The sequence below is a fragment of the Planomonospora antibiotica genome (genome assembly GCF_014647955.1).
GTDB lineage: Bacteria > Actinomycetota > Actinomycetes > Streptosporangiales > Streptosporangiaceae > Planomonospora > Planomonospora parontospora.
Genome location: NZ_BMQE01000010.1, coordinates 176812 through 193392, shown reverse-complemented (window position 1 = coordinate 193392; position 16581 = coordinate 176812). Strand labels below are relative to the sequence as shown.

Here is a 16581-nt window from a genome sequence, read left to right as displayed (position 1 = left end):
AGGAACGACCATGGAGCACACCGTCACCGCGCTGCCGGCCGCACGTCGGCCCGGCTGCCCCTTCGACCCGCCCGCGGAGCTGGTCCGGGCCCGCGAGCACGGCCCCATCAGCCGGTATCCCTTCCCCGACGGACACCAGGGCTGGCTGGTCACCGGCTACGACCTGGCCCGGTCGGTCCTGGCCGACCCGCGGTTCAGCTCCCGCAAGGAGCTCATGCGCCACCACCCGCTCATCGACTACGGCGACATCGAGGTCCCTCCGGCGGCGCCCGGCGAGTTCCTCCTCATGGACGAGCCGCAGCACAGCCGCTACCGCAGACCGCTGGTGGGCAGGTTCACCGTCCGGCGGATGCGGCTGCTCACCGAGCGCGTCGAACAGGTCACCGCCGAGCACCTGGACGCCATGGAGAAGGCCGGGCCGCCGGTCGACCTGGTGACCGCGTTCGCCAAACCCATCCCCGCCATCATGATCTGCGAGCTGCTGGGGGTGCCGTACGGGGACCGGGGCTCCTTCCAGGCGAACATCGACACGTTCATGAACGGGGAGACCGGCGACGAGGAGCTGATCGCGGCCTACACCGCGACCCAGCACTACCTGGCGGAACTGGTGGCCGCCAAGCGCGCCGACCCGACCGACGACGTGCTCAGCGACCTGCTCGACAGCGACCTGACCGACGAGGAGCTGCGGGGGATCGCCCTGATCCTGCTGGCGGCCGGGCTCGACACCACCGCGAACATGCTGGCAGTGGGCACCTTCGCTCTCTTGCGCAACCCGGAGCAGCTGGCCGCGCTGCGCGCCGAACCCGCCCTCGCCGACCAGGCCGTGGAGGAGCTGCTGCGCTATCTGAGCGTCGCCAAGACGTTCATGCGCACGGCCCTGGAGGACGTCGAGCTGGGCGGCCGCACCATAACGGCCGGTACGACGGTCATCCTGTCGATGAACACCGCCAACCGCGACCCCGAGCGCTTCGCCGACCCCCACGTACTCGACCTGCGCCGGCGGGACGGCGGCCACCTGGCCTTCGGCCACGGCATCCACCAGTGCCTGGGCCAGCAGCTGGCCCGCGTCGAGCTGCGGGTCGCGCTCCCCGCGCTGGTCGGCCGCTTCCCCGCGCTGCGCCTGGCCGTACCGGCCGAAGAGGTCGCCCTGCGCCCCGAGACCGCCGACGTCTTCGGGGTGAAGAGCCTGCCCGTCACCTGGGAGGCGTGATCCATGAGAATCACCGCGGACGCCGAGCGCTGCATCGGCTCCGGAATGTGCGTGCTGACGGCCGGCGAGGTGTTCGACCAGCGTGAGGACGACGGCAAGGTGATCGTCGTGCACCCCGAGCCGCCTGCGGGAACCCTGGACGCGGTGCGCGAGGCCATCGACCTGTGCCCCGCCGCAGCGATCTCCGCGGATCCCGGTGCGCGCGACGCTACCGGGCGAACTCGGTCGCCCGGGACTCGCGGACCACGGTGATGCGGATCTGCCCCGGGTAGGTCAGCTCCTCCTCGATCTGCTTGGCCACGTCCCGGGCGATGACCGACGCCTGGATGTCGTCCACCGCGTCCGGCTTGACCATGACCCGGATCTCCCGGCCCGCCTGCATGGCGAAGACCTTCTCCACGCCCTCGTAGGACTGGGCGATCTCCTCCAGCCGCTCCAGCCGCTTGACGTAGGCCTCCAGCGACTCGCGCCGCGCGCCCGGCCGGCCGCCGCTGATCGCGTCGGCGGCCTGCGTCAGGACCGCCTCGACCGTGCGGACCTCGACCTCGTTGTGGTGCGCCTCGATGGCGTGGACCACGTCCTCGTGCTCGCCGTACCGGCGGGCGATCTCCGCGCCGATCAGCGCGTGGCTGCCCTCGACCTCGTGGGTGAGGGCCTTGCCGATGTCGTGCAGCACCGTGCAGCGCTTGAGCAGCATCTGGTCCAGTTTGAGCTCGGCGGCCATGATCCCGGCGATGTGGGCGGACTCGACGAGATGGCCGAGGACGTTCTGCCCGTAGGAGGTGCGGTAGCGCAGCTGGCCGAGCAGGGTGACCAGCTCGGGGTGCATGTCGGTGATGCCGAGCTCCACCAGGGCGTCCTCGCCCGCGCGCACGCACAGCTCCTGCACCTCCGCCCGGCTGCGCTCGTAGGCGTCCTCGATGCGCTGGGGGTGGATGCGCCCGTCCAGCACGAGCTTCTCCAGCGTGAGCCGGGCCGTCTCCCGCCGGACCGGGTCGAAGCAGGACAGCAGCACCGCCTCGGGCGTGTCGTCGATGATCAGATTGACGCCGGTGGTCGACTCGAAGGCGCGGATGTTGCGGCCCTCGCGGCCGATGATGCGGCCCTTCATCTCGTCGCCGGGCAGGTGCAGCACGCTCACCACGGACTCGGCGGTCTGCTCGGTGGCCACCCGCTGGACCGCCAGGGTCACGATCTTGGTGGCGCGCTTCTCGCCCTCCCGGCGCGCCTCGCTCTCGATCTCCCGGACGATCAGCGCGGCCTCGCGCTTGGCCTGGTTCTCGATCTCCATGACCAGCTCGGCCTTCGCCTGCGCGCCGGTCAGCCCGGCCACCCGCTCCAGGACCGACCTGCGCTCCTCGGCGACCCTGTCGAGATCCGCACGACGGTCGGCCAGCTCGGTCTCCGTCTCGGCGAGCTTGCGGGCCCGCTCGGCCTGGCGCCTGGCCTCCTCGTCGAGCCGCTGCTCCCGCTCCGCCAGGCGGTTCTCCCTGCGCTCCAGGTCGGCGCGGAGCTCCTTGAGCTCGAACTTGAGCACCTTGGCCTCGGCCTCGACCTCCCGGCGCATCTGGGAGGCGCTCTCGGCCGCCGCCTCGGAGCGACGGAGGATCTCCCCGGCCTCCTGCTCGGCGCGGCTGCGGAGCTCCTCCGCCTCGCGCCGGACCTCCTCCAGCTCGGCGTGGACCTCCTCCAGTTGCTCGGGAGAGGGCCCCGCAACCTTGCCGAACCCGGCCCCGGTGCGGCGGAGCAGCAGGACCAGCAGGGTTATCGTCGCCCCGGCAAGAACCACAAGCGTCCCCGCCAACATGACGACCACAACTGGCTCCATGCGCGCCCCGCCCTCCTCGCTTCAGCCAAGCACACGAGGGGTCACACGCACGGCACGGAAAGCCCAGCGGTACAGCCACCAGGACAGGTATCAACCCAGGACCGGCACCGTGCCGGCTCCTCTCGCCGACACCTCGCCCGCCCGTGCCGTCAAGCTCACACGTCCGTAGTCCACCGTTATGACAATCCGCACTGCGCGGAGTAACTCCTCACTGGAGTCGAGATTAAGCGTCGAAGAGGTAACGAGCAAGCAAAGACCCGCTGGCCCGCGTGTTCTCCTCACGCGAACGGAAGATCCGGATCATCGGGAACGACCGGATCATCCGCCTCCTCGCTCTCCAGCACCTCCCGGATGACGCGGAAGGCCAGACCGGGGCCGTATCCCTTGCGGGCGAGCATGCCCGCCAGCCGCCGTGTCCGGACGGCGGGCTCCAGCCCCCGGGTCGCGCGGAGCTTGCGCGCCACGAGCCGGCGGGCGGTCTCGGCCTCCTGCTCGGGGTCGAGCTGCTCGACCGCCTCCTTGACGGTGTCCTCGTCCACCCCGCGGTGCCGGAGCTCCGAGGCGAGCGCGCGCCGGGCCAGCCCTCGCCCGGTGTGGCGCGAGCTCACCCACGCCGCCGCGAACGCCTCGTCGTCGATGAGGCCGACCTCGGAGAACCTCTCCAGCACGGCCTCGGCCGCGTCCTCGGGGACCTCGCGTCTGCGCAGGGCCTCCGCGAGCTGCGCCCGGGTGCGCGGCGCCATGGTCAGCAGACGCAGGCAGATCGCCCGCGCCACCGCCTGCGGATCCGCCGCAGGCCCCTGATCCGCCGGAGAGCCCTCGACGGGGCCGTCGGGGAAGGGCCCTCCGCCCGCGTCCCGGGCCCCGCTTCCCGGGCCGCCCTCCGGCGCGCCGCGCCGCTTCCGGCCGCCGCGCCGGCCCGTCCGGGCGGGACCGGGCTCGGGCCGGTCAGGCCAGGCCCCCCAGTCTCCCGGTCCGGTCTCACCGACCGGACCGGAGTCAGGTCCCGTCACCGGTCGCCTCCAGTGTGGAGGCCCCGGTCTTCAGGCCGAGGTCCTTGACCATCCCTCGGCCCGGATCAGGCGTCACCGGGCTTGGCCGCGGCGGCCGCCTTGGAGCCCCGGCCGGAGGCGGCGGGAGCCGCCGGAGCCGCGGGGGCGGCGGGCGGCGGGGTGGCGGGGGCGTCCACCCGCGGGCCGACGCCGAGCTTCTCCTTGATCTTCTTCTCGATCTCGTTCGCCGTGTCGGGGTGGTTGCGCAGGAAGTTGCGGGCGTTCTCCTTGCCCTGGCCGAGCTGGTCGCCCTCGTAGGTGTACCAGGCGCCGGACTTGCGGACGAAGCCGTGCTCGACGCCCATGTCGATCAGGCCGCCCTCACGGGAGATGCCGACGCCGTACAGGATGTCGAAGTCGGCCACCCGGAAGGGCGGGGCCATCTTGTTCTTGACGACCTTCACCCGGGTGCGGTTGCCGACCGCCTCGGTGCCGTCCTTCAGCGTCTCGATGCGGCGGATGTCGAGACGGACCGAGGCGTAGAACTTCAGCGCCTTTCCACCGGTCGTGGTCTCGGGCGAGCCGAACATGACGCCGATCTTCTCGCGGAGCTGGTTGATGAAGATCGCGGTGGTGCCGGTGCTGTTGAGCGCGCCGGCGACCTTGCGCAGGGCCTGCGACATCAGGCGGGCCTGGAGGCCGACGTGGCTGTCGCCCATCTCGCCCTCGATCTCGGCCTTGGGCACCAGGGCCGCGACCGAGTCGATGACCAGCAGGTCGACGGCGCCCGACCGGATCAGCATGTCGGCGATCTCCAGCGCCTGCTCGCCGGTGTCGGGCTGGGAGACGAGCAGCGCGTCGGTGTCGACGCCCAGCTTCTTGGCGTAATCCGGGTCGAGGGCGTGCTCGGCGTCGATGAACGCGGCGATGCCGCCCGCGCGCTGGGCGTTGGCCACCGCGTGCAGCGCGACGGTGGTCTTACCGGAGGACTCCGGGCCGTAGATCTCGACGATGCGACCGCGCGGGAGCCCGCCGATGCCGAGCGCGACGTCGAGGGAGATGGATCCGGTCGGGATCACTTCGATGGGTGCGCGGGTCTCGTCGCCGAGACGCATGACGGAGCCCTTGCCGAACTGCCGCTCGATCTGAGCGAGCGCGGTCTCGAGCGCCTTCTCGCGGTCGTTAGCTGCCACTGGGAGCCCCCTGGAGGGTTGTGGGTCGGATCGGTGTTGCCAGAAAGCTACGGGGTGCCACCGACATTTTCCGGAGAGCACGCCACTAGGGCTGACCCGTCCAATATAGCCGAACGGCTGTTCGATCGAGGCTCGACCGCATCACCCGTCCCACCGGAGCACGGCCCCCCGCCGCGCCGCCGCCCGCTCCCCCGGGTGACATTCCCGGGCATTCCGTCAGACCTGTTGTGACCCGGCTGACCTGGGGGAATCCTGGAGCGAAAACGAACCAGAAGGTGCTTCCGCGTGACCGATACGTTCAGCAGGCAACGCCTGGCCCACCTCGAGTCCCTGTCCGCGGAGCTCCCCGGGCGGGGGCTGGTCGGCCGCATGCTCGGAGGCGGCGATCCCGTGCTGTGGGTGTGGCACCCCGGCACCGGGAGGCAGACGATCGTCTTCGCCACCCCCGCCCAGGACGGCTGGCTCTTCCTGTGGTCCCCCAGCGGCCAGGAGGGCACCGGTGATCCGGCCCACGCGGCCGGGCTGATCGGCAAGTCGCTGGAGGAGGCCCCCGACCCCTGAGCCCGGCGGCGCGGAGCCGGTCACCGGAAGAAGAGGGGGCGTCCTTCACGGGAGCGGACGCCCCGTCCGGGCCTCGGCCGGCTCCGTCCGCCGCGCGGCCGGGGATCGGCCGCCGCCCTACCGCAGCCGGGAGTCGACGCTCACCACTCCGCAGACCGCGTGCCAGACCTCCTTGGCCGCGATGCCGTCGGCCAGCGCCTGGGCCACCGTGCGGCCGCCCAGCTCCGCGATGACGTAGTCGCGGGCCCACGACTCGGCGTAGGGATCACCGAAGTGCAGCTTCATCCGGTTCCAGAAATCCGACAGGCGCATCCCTCCAGTATGGATCCCCGGGGGACGTGACCGGACTGCGACGGGATCCGTCCTCAGATGACGTGGGAGCCGTACATCTCGCCGAGGGGGTCGGCGAGCAGCTCCAGGCGCGTCCCGTCGGGGTCGCGGAAGTAGATCGAGGCGCCGCTCTCGATCTGGTGCGGCACGCCCGCGGCCTCCAGCCTGCCCCGCAGCCGCTCCCACGTCGACGGGTCCACCGAGATCGCGATGTGGTGGAGGCCGCCGAGGACCTCCGCGTAGGGGGCGAGGTCCAGGCCGGGGAAGTCGAAGAAGGCCAGCAGGTTGCCGTTGCCGATGTCGAAGAAGAAGTGGTTGGAACCCCGGTAGTCGCGGTTCTCGAAGATCTCGGTGAGGGGGAACTCCAGGAGGTCCTGGTAGAAGGCGATCGTCCGCTCGGCGTCGGAGCAGATCAGGGCGAAGTGGTGCATCCCCCGGGCGCTGCTGGGCGGGCGGTGCGCCCGCAGGTGCTCGGCCCTGATCCGCTCACGCGCCGTCTCGATCGCCGGATAGTCGATGCTCATCGCCTGACCCATCATCTCCGTGTGCCGGTTGCCCGCCGTGCCGTGTCTGAGCTATCTCTCCGTACCGGGAGTGGCTCAACCTTTCCGGACCGTCATGCCACCGTCACTCCCGCCCGTCACTCCGGGCCGTCCCGTCCCGGCGGATCACGGCCGTCACACCGCGGAGACCGCCGCCGGTCCGGCGTCGCGGCCCCGCGCCGCCCGGCCGTCACGCCGTCACCCCGTCACGCCGTCACGCCGTCACGCCGTCACGCCGTCACGCCGTCACGCCGTCACGCCATGGTGGCGAGGATCTCCTCCACGATCTCCATGGACGTGCCCGGGTGCAGGAACGCGAACCGGGCGACGGTCTCGCCCTCCCACCCGGTCGGGGTGACGAAGCCGATCTGCCCGGCGAGCAGCCGCTCGGACCACTCGTGGTAGTCCTGCGCGGTCCACCCGGTCCGGCGGAACAGCACCGCCGACAGCTCCGGTTCGCGGATCAGCTCCAGGTGCGGGGTCCCGTCGATCAGCCGCGCGGTGTCGCGGGCCAGGGAGAGGCCCTTCTCTACGGCCTCGGTGTAGGCGTCCGTGCCGTTGACCGCCAGGGAGAACCAGAGCGGCAGGCCCCTGGCCCGGCGCGTCAGGTGGTAGGCGTAGTCGGTCGGGTTCCACTCGTCGCCCCCCGTGTGCAGGACGTCGAGGTAGGAGGCGTCCTGGGTGTGCACGGCGCGGGCCAGGCGGGGCTCGCGGTAGAGCAGCGCCGCGCAGTCGAAGGGCGCGAACAGCCACTTGTGCGGGTCCACGACGAAGGAGTCGGCGTGCTCGATCCCGGCGTAGCGGTGGCGGACGGAGGGGGCGAACAGGCCCGCGCCGCCGTACGCGCCGTCCACGTGGAACCAGAGGCCGTGCTCGCGGGCGACCTCGGCGACCCCGGCCAGATCGTCGATGATCCCGGCGTTGGTGGTGCCGGAGGTGGCGACCACGGCCATCACGTCCGACGGATCGGGGTCGGCGGCGAGGGCGGCGCGCAGGGCGTCGCCGGTCAGGCGGTGGTCGAGGGAGGGCACGACGAGGGCGTCCACGTCGATGATGCGCAGGGTGTTGGAGATCGAGGAGTGCGCCTGGTCGCTGACCGCGACGCGCAGGCGTCCCGCGGGGCGGGTGCGCCGGGCGGTGTCGCGGGCCACGACGAGGGCGGAGAGGTTGCCCGCCGAGCCGCCGGAGACGAAGCAGCCGCCCGCTCCGGCGGGCATCCCGGCCCGGTCGGCGAGCAGGCGCAGGACCTGGTTCTCCGCGGCGATCGCGCCGGAGGCCTCCAGCCAGGAGATGCCCTGCAGCGAGGCACAGGAGACGACCATGTCGAACAGGAGCGCGGCCTTGGTCGGCGCGGCCGGGATGAAGGACAGGAAGCGCGGGCTGTCGGCGGAGATGACCGCCGGGGCCAGCTGCGTGGCGTAGACGTCCAGGACCTTCCCGGGGTCGGTGCCCGCGGCGGTGATGATCCCGTCCAGCGCCGCGTCGAGCTTGTCCTTGATCCCGGGGTGGTCGAGGGGGACGGGATCAAGGGAGAGCCGGTCCCTCATGTAGTCGAAGACCAGGTTCGTCAGGCGCTCGTCGTAGCTGTGCACCCGAGAAGTATGGAGATAAAACAGTTAAAACAACCAATAGCCATTATGGACATCACAACAGGGGTTTTTCTCCGTCCCGTACGGTTGCCGGGCGGAGCCGGTTCTGTCGGTGCCGCCCGGCAGTATGGAACCGTGACCGGATCAGCGCTCGACCACTTCACCCAGGTGACCAGGGAATGGTTCGCCGGGGCCTTCGCCGCGCCGACCGCCGCCCAGCAGGGGGCGTGGGAGTCGATCGCCCGGGGGGACAACACCCTGGTGGTCGCGCCGACCGGGTCCGGCAAGACCCTGGCCGCGTTCCTGTGGTCCCTCGACCGCCTGGCCGCCGAGCGCACGGCGGGCCCGCGTGCGCAGGCCCCGGCAGGCCCGCGGGCCGCGATCGGCGCGGAGACCCCGGCCGCCGCGCGGGACGCCGGGCCCGGGGGGCCCGGGGAGACGGCGGCCGCCCCGGACGGGCGGCGGCGCTCCCGGGCGAAGGGCGGCGGTGCGAAGGGCACGGCGGAGGACGACGGGGCTCCCCCGCGGTGCCGGGTGCTCTACGTCTCGCCGCTCAAGGCCCTGGCGGTGGACGTCGAGCGCAACCTGCGCGCGCCGCTGACCGGGCTCGAGCAGACCGCCCGGCGGCTCGGCCTGCCGGTGCCGGAGATCTCGGTGGCGATCCGGTCCGGCGACACCTCCGCCGAGGAGCGCCGCAGGTTCGCGGCCCGGCCCTCCGACATCCTCATCACCACCCCGGAGTCGCTGTTCCTGCTGCTGACGAGCCAGGCCCGCGAGGCGCTGCGCGGCGTGCAGACCGTCATCGTCGACGAGGTCCACGCGGTGGCGGCCACCAAGCGCGGCGCGCACCTGGCCCTCAGCCTGGAGCGGCTCGACGCCCTGCTCCCGAGCCCCGCGCAGCGCATCGGCCTGTCGGCCACCGTGCGCCCGGTGAGCGAGGTGGCCGCGTTCCTCGGCGGGCCCCGCCCCGCGACCGTGGTGCAGCCGCCTTCGGAGAAGGTCGTCGAGGTCGAGGTCGTCGTCCCGGTCGAGGACATGACCGAGCTCGACACCGCGCCCCGGCCGGACGCCGGCGACGACGCCTGGCCGGAGCGGCGGCCGGCCCGGCGGACGATCTGGCCGCACGTCGAGGAGCGGCTCCTCGACCTGATCGGCGGCCACCGCTCGACGATCGTGTTCGCCAACTCCCGCCGGCTCGCCGAACGGCTCTGCGCCCGTCTCAACGAACTGGCCGCCGAGCGGTCCGCCGCCGGGAGCGGCTCCTCCCCCGCCGGTCCGGAGCCGGTCCACTGGTCCGGGGGCTTCCCCCGGCCCCCCGCCCCGATCTCCACCCCGGCCGAGATGATGGCCCAGGCGGGGACGGGCGCGGGAGCGCCGCCGGAGATCGTGCGGGCCCACCACGGCTCGGTGTCGAAGGAGGAGCGCGCCCAGATCGAGGAGGCGCTCAAGTCCGGGCGGCTGCCCGCCGTGGTGGCGACCTCCAGCCTGGAGCTCGGCATCGACATGGGCTCGGTCGATCTGGTCGCGTGCGTGGAGGCGCCGCCGAGCGTGGCGAGCGGCCTGCAGCGCATCGGCCGGGCCGGGCACCAGGTGGGCGCGGTCTCACGCGGGGTGATCTTCCCCAAATACCGCGGCGACCTGGTCCAGACGGCCGTGGTGGCCGAGCGGATGAAGCGGGGCGAGATCGAGGAGCTGCGCTACCCGCGCAACCCGCTCGACGTGCTCGCCCAGCAGATCGTCGCGATGACCGCGCTGGAGGAGTGGACCGTCGACGAGCTGGAGGCGGTGGTCCGCCGCGCCGCGCCGTACCGGACGCTGCCGCGCAGCGCGCTGGAGGCGACGCTCGACATGCTCGCCGGGCGCTACCCCAGCGAGGAGTTCGCCGAGCTGCGCCCGCGCGTCGTCTGGGACCGGGTCACCGGCGTCCTGCAGGGGCGGCCCGGTTCCCAGCGGCTGGCCGTCACCAGCGGCGGCACGATCCCCGACCGGGGCCTGTACGGCGTGTTCCTCGTCGGGGAGAAGGCCTCCCGGGTCGGCGAGCTGGACGAGGAGATGGTCTACGAGTCCCGGGCGGGCGACGTCTTCGTGCTGGGCGCGACCTCCTGGCGGATCGAGGACATCACGGCCGACCGGGTGCTGGTCTCCCCCGCCCCCGGGCAGCCGGGCAAGCTGCCCTTCTGGCACGGCGACACCCCGGGCCGCCCGGCCGAGCTGGGCCGGGCGATCGGCGCCTTCCTGCGCGAGCTGTCCGCGGCGGACGCCGAGGCCGCGCCGGCCCGGGTCAGGGCGGCGGGCCTGGACGGCTTCGCCGCGGCCAACCTGCTGTCCTACCTGGCCGAGCAGCGCGAGGCCACCGGATACGTGCCGGACGACCGCACCCTCGTGGTCGAGCGGTTCCACGACGAGCTGGGCGACTGGCGCGTGGTGGTGCACTCGCCGTACGGCGCGCGGGTGCACGCCCCGTGGGCGCTGGCGATCGGGCGGCGGCTGCGCGAGCGCTACGGCGTCGACGTGCAGGCCGTGCACTCCGACGACGGGATCGTGCTGCGCATCCCCGACACGCTCTCCGACCCGCCCTCGGACGTCGCGGTCTTCGACCCCGAGGAGATCGAGCGGATCGTCACCGAGGAGCTCGGCGGCTCGGCGCTGTTCGCCTCCCGGTTCCGCGAGTGCGCCGGGCGGTCCCTGCTGCTGCCGCGCCGCAGCCCGGGGAGGCGGACCCCGCTCTGGCAGCAGCGGCAGCGGGCATCCCACCTGCTGGGCGTGGCCGGCCGCTACGGCTCGTTCCCGGTCGTGCTGGAGACGATGCGCGAGTGCCTGCAGGACGTGTTCGACGTGCCGGGACTGGTCCGCCTCATGCGGGACGTCGCGGCGCGGCGGGTGCGGCTGGTCGAGGTGGAGACGTCCCAGGCGTCGCCGTTCGCGGCGTCCCTGCTCTTCGGCTACGTCGGCGCGTTCATGTACGAGGGGGACGCCCCGCTGGCCGAGCGCCGCGCGCAGGCGCTCGCGCTCGACACCGGCCTGCTGGCCGAGCTGCTCGGCCAGGCCGACCTGCGCGAGCTGCTCGATCCCGACGTGATCGCCGACACCGAGCGCGAGCTGGCCCGGCTGGACCGGCCGCTCCGCGACGCCGAGGACGTCGCCGACCTGCTCCGCTCCCACGGCCCCCTGGTCCCCGCCGACGTGAGCCTGCGCGGGGGCGACCCGGCCTGGCTGGACGGCCTGGAGGCGGCCCGGCGGGCGATCCGGGTGCGGGTGGCGGGGCAGGAGCAGTGGGCCGCGGTCGAGGACGCCGCCCGGCTGCGCGACGCGCTCGGCACGCCGCTCCCGGTGGGCCTGCCGCACGCCTTCCTGGAGCCGGTGGACGATCCGCTCGGCGACCTCCTGTCCCGGCACGCCCGCACGCGCGCCCCCTTCTCCGCCGCCGCCGCCGCGGCCAGGTTCGGGCTGGGCCCGGCCGTCGTCGCTGACGCGCTGCGCCGCCTGGCGGGCGCCGGCCGCGTGGTGAGCGGCGAGTTCCGGCCCGGCGGCCGGGGCGAGGAGTGGTGCGACGCGGGCGTGCTGCGCATGCTGCGCCGCAGGTCGCTGGCCCGGCTCCGCAAGGAGGTCGAGCCGGTCCCGCCGGAGGCGCTGGCCGCGTTCTCCCCCGCCTGGCACGGGATCACCGGCGCCGCGCGCCGGGGCAGGCCGCCGGTCGACGCGCTGGTGGACGCCGTCGAGCGGCTCCAGGGCGCGGCGGTGCCCGCCTCGGCGCTGGAGACGCTGGTCCTGCCCTCCCGGGTACCGGGTTACGACCCGTCCCTGCTGGACGGGCTGACCTCCTCCGGCGAGGTGGTCTGGGCCGGGCAGGGGTCGCTGCCCGGCGGGGACGGCTGGGTCTCCCTCTACTTCGCCGACACCGCCCCGCTGCTGCTCCCCGCCCCTCTGGAGATCACCACGACCCCGCTGCACGAGGCGGTCCTGGAGGTCCTCGCCGGCGGGGGCGCGCTGTTCTTCCGCGAGCTGGCGGGCCGGACCGGCACCCTGTCCGGGGAGGTCCCCGACGACCGGGCCCTGGTGGCGGCGGTGTGGGACCTGGTGTGGGCGGGACGGGTCACCGGCGACACCCTGGCCCCGCTGCGGGCGGTGCTCGGCACCGGGCGGCCCGCGCACCGCCCGGCGTCCACCCGCAGGCGGCGGGCGGTGCTGCCCACCCGGAGCGGCCCGCCGACCGTGGGCGGACGCTGGTGGCTGCTGCCCGCCCCGGCCGAGGACGCCACCCAGCGGGCGCACGCCCAGGCGGAGGCGCTGCTGGAACGGCACGGCGTGGTGACCCGGGGCGCGGTCGCGGCCGAGCGGCTGCCGGGCGGGTTCTCCGCGGTCTACCAGGTGCTGCGCGCGTTCGAGGAGAGCGGCCGGTGCCGCCGCGGTTACTTCGTCGAGGGCCTGGGCGGCGCCCAGTTCGCCCTGCCGGGGGCCGTCGACCGCATGCGCGCGACCTCCTCCCCGCCGCCTCCGGCGCCCTGGGACGCACCCGCACCGCCGGGGACGACCGACCCGTGGAGCGCCCCCGGCCCGCCCGCCGACCGCGGGCGGGGATCGGCCGGCCCGTGGGGCGCCGCTCCCCCCTCCGGACCGGAGGCCGGCCCATGGGACGCGCCCGCCCGCCGGGGCGGCGGCGACGGGCGGCGGGCCGTGGTGCTCGCCTCCGCCGACCCGGCCAACCCGTACGGCGCGGCACTGCCGTGGCCCGCGCATCCGGGGGACGTGTCCCACAAGCCCGGGCGGAAGGCGGGCGCCCTGGTGGTGCTGGTCGACGGGCATCTGGTGCTCTACGTCGAGCGCGGCGGCAAGACCCTGCTGTCGTTCGCCGACGACGACCGCGTCCGGCCCGCCGTCGACGCCCTGGCGCTGGCCGTGCGGGACGGCGCGCTCGGCAAGCTCACGGTGGAGCGCGCCGACGGGGCCGCGATCAACGACTCCCCGCTGGCCGCCGCACTGGAGGCCGCCGGGTTCCACCCGACCCCCCGCGGGCTGCGCCTGCGGGCCTGAGGCCTGTGTCCTGTGGTTCATGGAGGAGGATCCACAGGACAGGCCTCAGGCGGAAGCAGCCGAGCGGCCGAGGAACCGGCGCAGGCCGTTCCGCACGCCGTCGGTGGGCACGGTGCCGGCGAAGCAGCCGGCCTCGACGGCCAGTCCTTCGTCGATCGGCAGGTTGACGCCGCGCGTGACCGCGCGCAGGCAGGCCGCCACGGCCGTCGGCGCATGCCGTACGATCCGGGCGGCCAGGTCCCGCGCGGCATCGAGGAGGTCGTCGGCCGGTACGACGGCGTTGACCAGGCCGATGTCGGCGGCCCGCGCGGCGGGGATCGGGTCCCCGGTCAGGATCATCTCGAGGCCGCGCTTGCGGCCGACGTGGCGCGGCAGCCGCTGGGAGCCGCCGAACGGCGGGGGGAAGCCGAGGGCGATCTCCGGCTTGGCGAACGTCGCGTGCTCGGCGGCGATCGCGAGCGGGGCGGCCTCGGTGATCTCGCAGCCGCCGCCGTAGGCGAGACCGTTGACGGCGACGATCACAGGCTTCGGGAACTCCTCGATCCGCCGGGTCAGCGCGTGGCCCCGCCGGACCACCTCGCGCAGGGCGCGCTCGGTCCCGCCCGCGATGCTCGCCGCGACGGACGGGATGTCCGCGCCCGCGCTGAACGCCCTGCGGCCGGCACCGGTCACGATGACCGCGCGGGCCGAGTCGTCGGAGTCGATGCGGTCGAGTGCGGCGAGCAGCGCGTCGATCGTCGGGTAGTCGAGCGCGTTGAGTTTCCGTTCCCGATCGATGGTGATCGTGATCAGGTGGTCGTTCCGGTCGATGTGGACGGTCATGCCCGGCGCTCCGTTCGGTGAGGCGAGTCGCACCGAGCCTAGGAGGCGTAATCTAGGACGATCCATTAATCGTCCTAGATACAAGGTCCGGCATGCGGCCACCGTCCTACCGGCGCATCGTCGACGAGCTCGCCGCGGCGATCCGCGCCGGCGCGATCCCGGCGGGCACCCGGCTCCCGACGCACCGCGGCCTCGCCCGCGAGCGCCGGATCGCCCTGGCCACGGCCACCCGGGTCTACGCCGAGCTGGCCGCGATGGGGCTGGTCACGGGAGAGCCGGGACGCGGGACGTTCGTCCGGCACCGGTCCGGCTACGACGGGCCGGAGCCGTCGCGTGCCCTGCCGGCGCCGCGGGTGGCCGACCTGTCGTTCAACCAGCCCCTGGCCCCGGATCAGGGCGACCGGTTGCGTACGGCCCTGCGGGCCCTTTCCACGTCGGGCGAGGTCGAGTCGCTGCTGCGTCAGCATCCGCCGGGCGGGCGCAGCGGCGACCGCGCGGTCGTGGCCGCCTACCTGCTCGGCCGCGGGATCGACGTCGCGCCGGCGAACGTCCTGCTGACGGGTGGCACCCAGCAGGCGCTCGACGTCACGCTGCGGGCCCTCACCCGGCCCGGCGACCTCCTGGCCGTCGACGCGCTCAGCTACCCCGGCATCAGGCTCCTCGCCGCGGCGCAGGGCCTCGACCTCGCCCCGATCCCGGTGACGGCGGCCGGCCCCGACCTCGCCGCCCTCGACCGGCTGTGCCGTACCCGGCCGGTCCGTGCGATCTACACGATCCCCACCGTGCACAACCCGCTCGGCTGGGTACTCGACCGGGAGCAGCGCGCCGACCTCGTCGCCGTCGCCCGCACCGCCGACTGCGTGATCATCGAGGACGGCACGTACGCGTTCCTCGAGGCCGCACCGCCCCCTCCGCTCCAGGCCCTGGCCCCCGGACGCACCTGCTACGTCGCCGGTCTGTCCAAGAACGTGGCGACCGGGCTCCGGTTCGGCTTCGCCGTACTCCCCGACCGGCACGTCCAGGCCGTCACCAGGAGCCTGCGCGCGGCGGCGTGGAGCGTGCCCGCCCTCGTCACCGCCCTCGCCACCGGCTGGATCACCGACGGCACGGTCGCGCAGCTGGAGCGGGCGCGCCGCGAGGACGCCGCCGCCCGGCAGGACATCGCCCGGGACGCGCTCGCCGGCATGGACGTCGTGGCGCACCCGGCGTCCTACATCGTGTGGCTCGGCCTGGAGCCCCACCAGCGTCCCGACCATGTCGCGGCCGTGCTCGCGGAGGAAGGGATCCTGGTGTCCACCTCCGATGCGTTCGCCACCGGTCCTCGCCGTCCCCGGGCGCTCCGGCTGGCGCTGGGCACTCCGCCGCTGGACGGGCTCGCGTCCGTCCTGCACCGCCTGCGGCGGGCCGTCGAGGCGATTCCGCCGTGACGCACCGGCGGGCGGCGCGCGTTCCGGTCCCCCGGCGGGCGCGGTCGCCGGGGATGCCTGCACAACCGTTCAAGACCGGTGCCGCCGCCCTCCGCTACAACTGTTCCCGCCGGTGCCCCGCCGCGGGGTGCGGCGGAGGTGCGGGTGGATGGACGTGGGTTTCCTCGGTCTCGGGCTCATGGGCCGGCCCATGGCGCTCAATCTGGCCCGCGCGGGCACGCGCCTCGTCGTCTGGAACCGCTCCCCCGGCCGGTGCGACGTCCTGCGCGCAGCCGGCGCGGGAGTGGCGGCGAGCCCCGCCGAGGTGTTCGAACGGGCCCGCGTGGTGGTGCTGATGCTGGCGGACGAGGCTGCGATCGACGCCGTACTGGAGCGCGGGACACCCCGGTTCGCGGCGAAGGTCGCCGGGCACGTCGTCGTCCACATGGGAACGACCGCGCCCGGCTACTCGGCCGCGCTGGAGGCCGACGTCCGCGCCGCCGGAGGGGACTACGTCGAGGCTCCGGTGTCGGGGTCGCGCGGACCCGCCGAGGCCGGGCGGCTGGTGGCGATGCTCGCCGGGGAACCGGATGCCGTCGAGGAGGTCCGGCCGCTGCTCCGGCCGATGTGCCACGAGACGGTCGTGTGCGGCGCCGTCCCGTCGGCGTCGCTGACGAAGCTCGCGGTCAACCTGTTCCTGATCACGATGGTGACCGGCCTCGCCGAAGCCGTGCACTTCGCCGACCGGCACGGCCTCGACCCGGAGGTGTTCCTGCACGTGCTCGGCTCCGGACCGATGGCCAGCACCGTCTCCCGGACGAAGGCCGCCAAGCTCACCGGACGCGATTTCAGCCCTCAGGCGGCGATCGCCGACGTGCTGAAGAACAACCGGCTGATCGCGGAGGCCGCCCGCGGTTCGGGGACGGCCTCGCCCCTGCTGGACGTCTGCCTGGCCCTGTTCGGTGAGACGCTCACGCTGGGACACGGCGAATCGGACATGGCAGCCGTCATCCATGCCATCGAGGCCAGGACCTCCCGGCCGGAGGGACCGGCGACGGAAGGGGCACGGTGACGGCC

At 73.9% G+C, this 16581-nt stretch carries 13 protein-coding genes; 6 read left to right on the top strand and 7 right to left on the bottom strand.

Annotation, left to right across the window (positions count from 1 at the left end):
- Positions 1-10 precede the first annotated feature (10 nt).
- Both IEZ06_RS12580 and IEZ06_RS12575 read left to right on the top strand, forming a co-directional pair.
- A complete protein-coding gene (locus IEZ06_RS12580) occupies positions 11-1210 on the top strand; it encodes a cytochrome P450 (RefSeq protein WP_189236855.1) in 1200 nt (399 codons plus the stop codon).
- 3 nt (positions 1211-1213) lie between these two features.
- Entirely contained in the window at positions 1214-1462 is a 249-nt protein-coding gene (locus tag IEZ06_RS12575) for a ferredoxin (protein ID WP_189236854.1), read from the top strand.
- Here the strand turns inward: IEZ06_RS12575 and rny are convergent.
- From rny to recA, 3 genes are all read right to left on the bottom strand, one after another.
- Entirely contained in the window at positions 1419-3038 is a 1620-nt protein-coding gene (rny, locus tag IEZ06_RS12570; RefSeq protein WP_189236853.1) for a ribonuclease Y, read from the bottom strand. The two genes, IEZ06_RS12575 and rny, sit on opposite strands and share 44 nt — an antisense overlap.
- A gap of 278 nt (positions 3039-3316) precedes the next feature.
- Positions 3317-4051, bottom strand: coding sequence for a recombination regulator RecX (gene recX, locus IEZ06_RS12565; protein WP_229798030.1), 735 nt, complete (start codon positions 4049-4051; stop codon positions 3317-3319).
- A gap of 65 nt (positions 4052-4116) precedes the next feature.
- Positions 4117-5223 carry a recombinase RecA gene (recA, locus tag IEZ06_RS12560; protein ID WP_189236852.1) on the bottom strand — a complete coding sequence of 369 codons (1107 nt, stop codon included), beginning with the start codon at positions 5221-5223 and terminating at the stop codon, positions 4117-4119.
- Positions 5224-5508: 285 nt separating this feature from the next.
- Here recA and IEZ06_RS12555 point away from each other — a divergent pair, with 285 nt between their 5' ends.
- Entirely contained in the window at positions 5509-5784 is a 276-nt protein-coding gene (locus IEZ06_RS12555; protein WP_229798028.1) for a hypothetical protein, read from the top strand.
- Between the two features lie 117 nt (positions 5785-5901).
- On the opposite strand, the gene IEZ06_RS12550 is transcribed toward IEZ06_RS12555, so the two are convergent.
- The 3 genes from IEZ06_RS12550 to IEZ06_RS12540 form a co-directional block, all read right to left on the bottom strand.
- Positions 5902-6096, bottom strand: a complete 195-nt coding sequence (locus IEZ06_RS12550; RefSeq protein WP_189236851.1) for a DUF3046 domain-containing protein — start codon at positions 6094-6096, stop codon at positions 5902-5904.
- A 53-nt stretch (positions 6097-6149) separates the two neighbouring features.
- The gene (locus IEZ06_RS12545) at positions 6150-6638 is read right to left on the bottom strand and encodes a VOC family protein (protein ID WP_189236850.1); all 489 of its coding nucleotides are present in this window, start codon (positions 6636-6638) and stop codon (positions 6150-6152) included.
- Between the two features lie 272 nt (positions 6639-6910).
- A complete protein-coding gene (locus IEZ06_RS12540) occupies positions 6911-8248 on the bottom strand; it encodes a pyridoxal phosphate-dependent decarboxylase family protein (protein ID WP_203871885.1) in 1338 nt (445 codons plus the stop codon).
- Between the two features lie 132 nt (positions 8249-8380).
- Between IEZ06_RS12540 and IEZ06_RS12535 the strand changes: the two genes are divergently transcribed.
- Positions 8381-13276, top strand: coding sequence for an ATP-dependent helicase (locus tag IEZ06_RS12535; RefSeq protein ID WP_229798025.1), 4896 nt, complete (start codon positions 8381-8383; stop codon positions 13274-13276).
- 45 nt (positions 13277-13321) lie between these two features.
- Here IEZ06_RS12535 and IEZ06_RS12530 read toward each other — a convergent pair whose 3' ends face one another.
- On the bottom strand, positions 13322-14098 hold the full coding sequence (locus tag IEZ06_RS12530) for an enoyl-CoA hydratase-related protein (protein ID WP_189236848.1): 777 nt from the start codon (positions 14096-14098) through the stop codon (positions 13322-13324).
- A 92-nt stretch (positions 14099-14190) separates the two neighbouring features.
- Here IEZ06_RS12530 and IEZ06_RS12525 point away from each other — a divergent pair, with 92 nt between their 5' ends.
- Both IEZ06_RS12525 and IEZ06_RS12520 read left to right on the top strand, forming a co-directional pair.
- On the top strand, positions 14191-15525 hold the full coding sequence (locus IEZ06_RS12525) for an aminotransferase-like domain-containing protein (RefSeq protein WP_189236847.1): 1335 nt from the start codon (positions 14191-14193) through the stop codon (positions 15523-15525).
- Positions 15526-15673: 148 nt separating this feature from the next.
- Entirely contained in the window at positions 15674-16576 is a 903-nt protein-coding gene (locus IEZ06_RS12520) for an NAD(P)-dependent oxidoreductase (RefSeq protein WP_189236846.1), read from the top strand.
- The last annotated feature ends 5 nt before the right edge of the window (positions 16577-16581 follow it).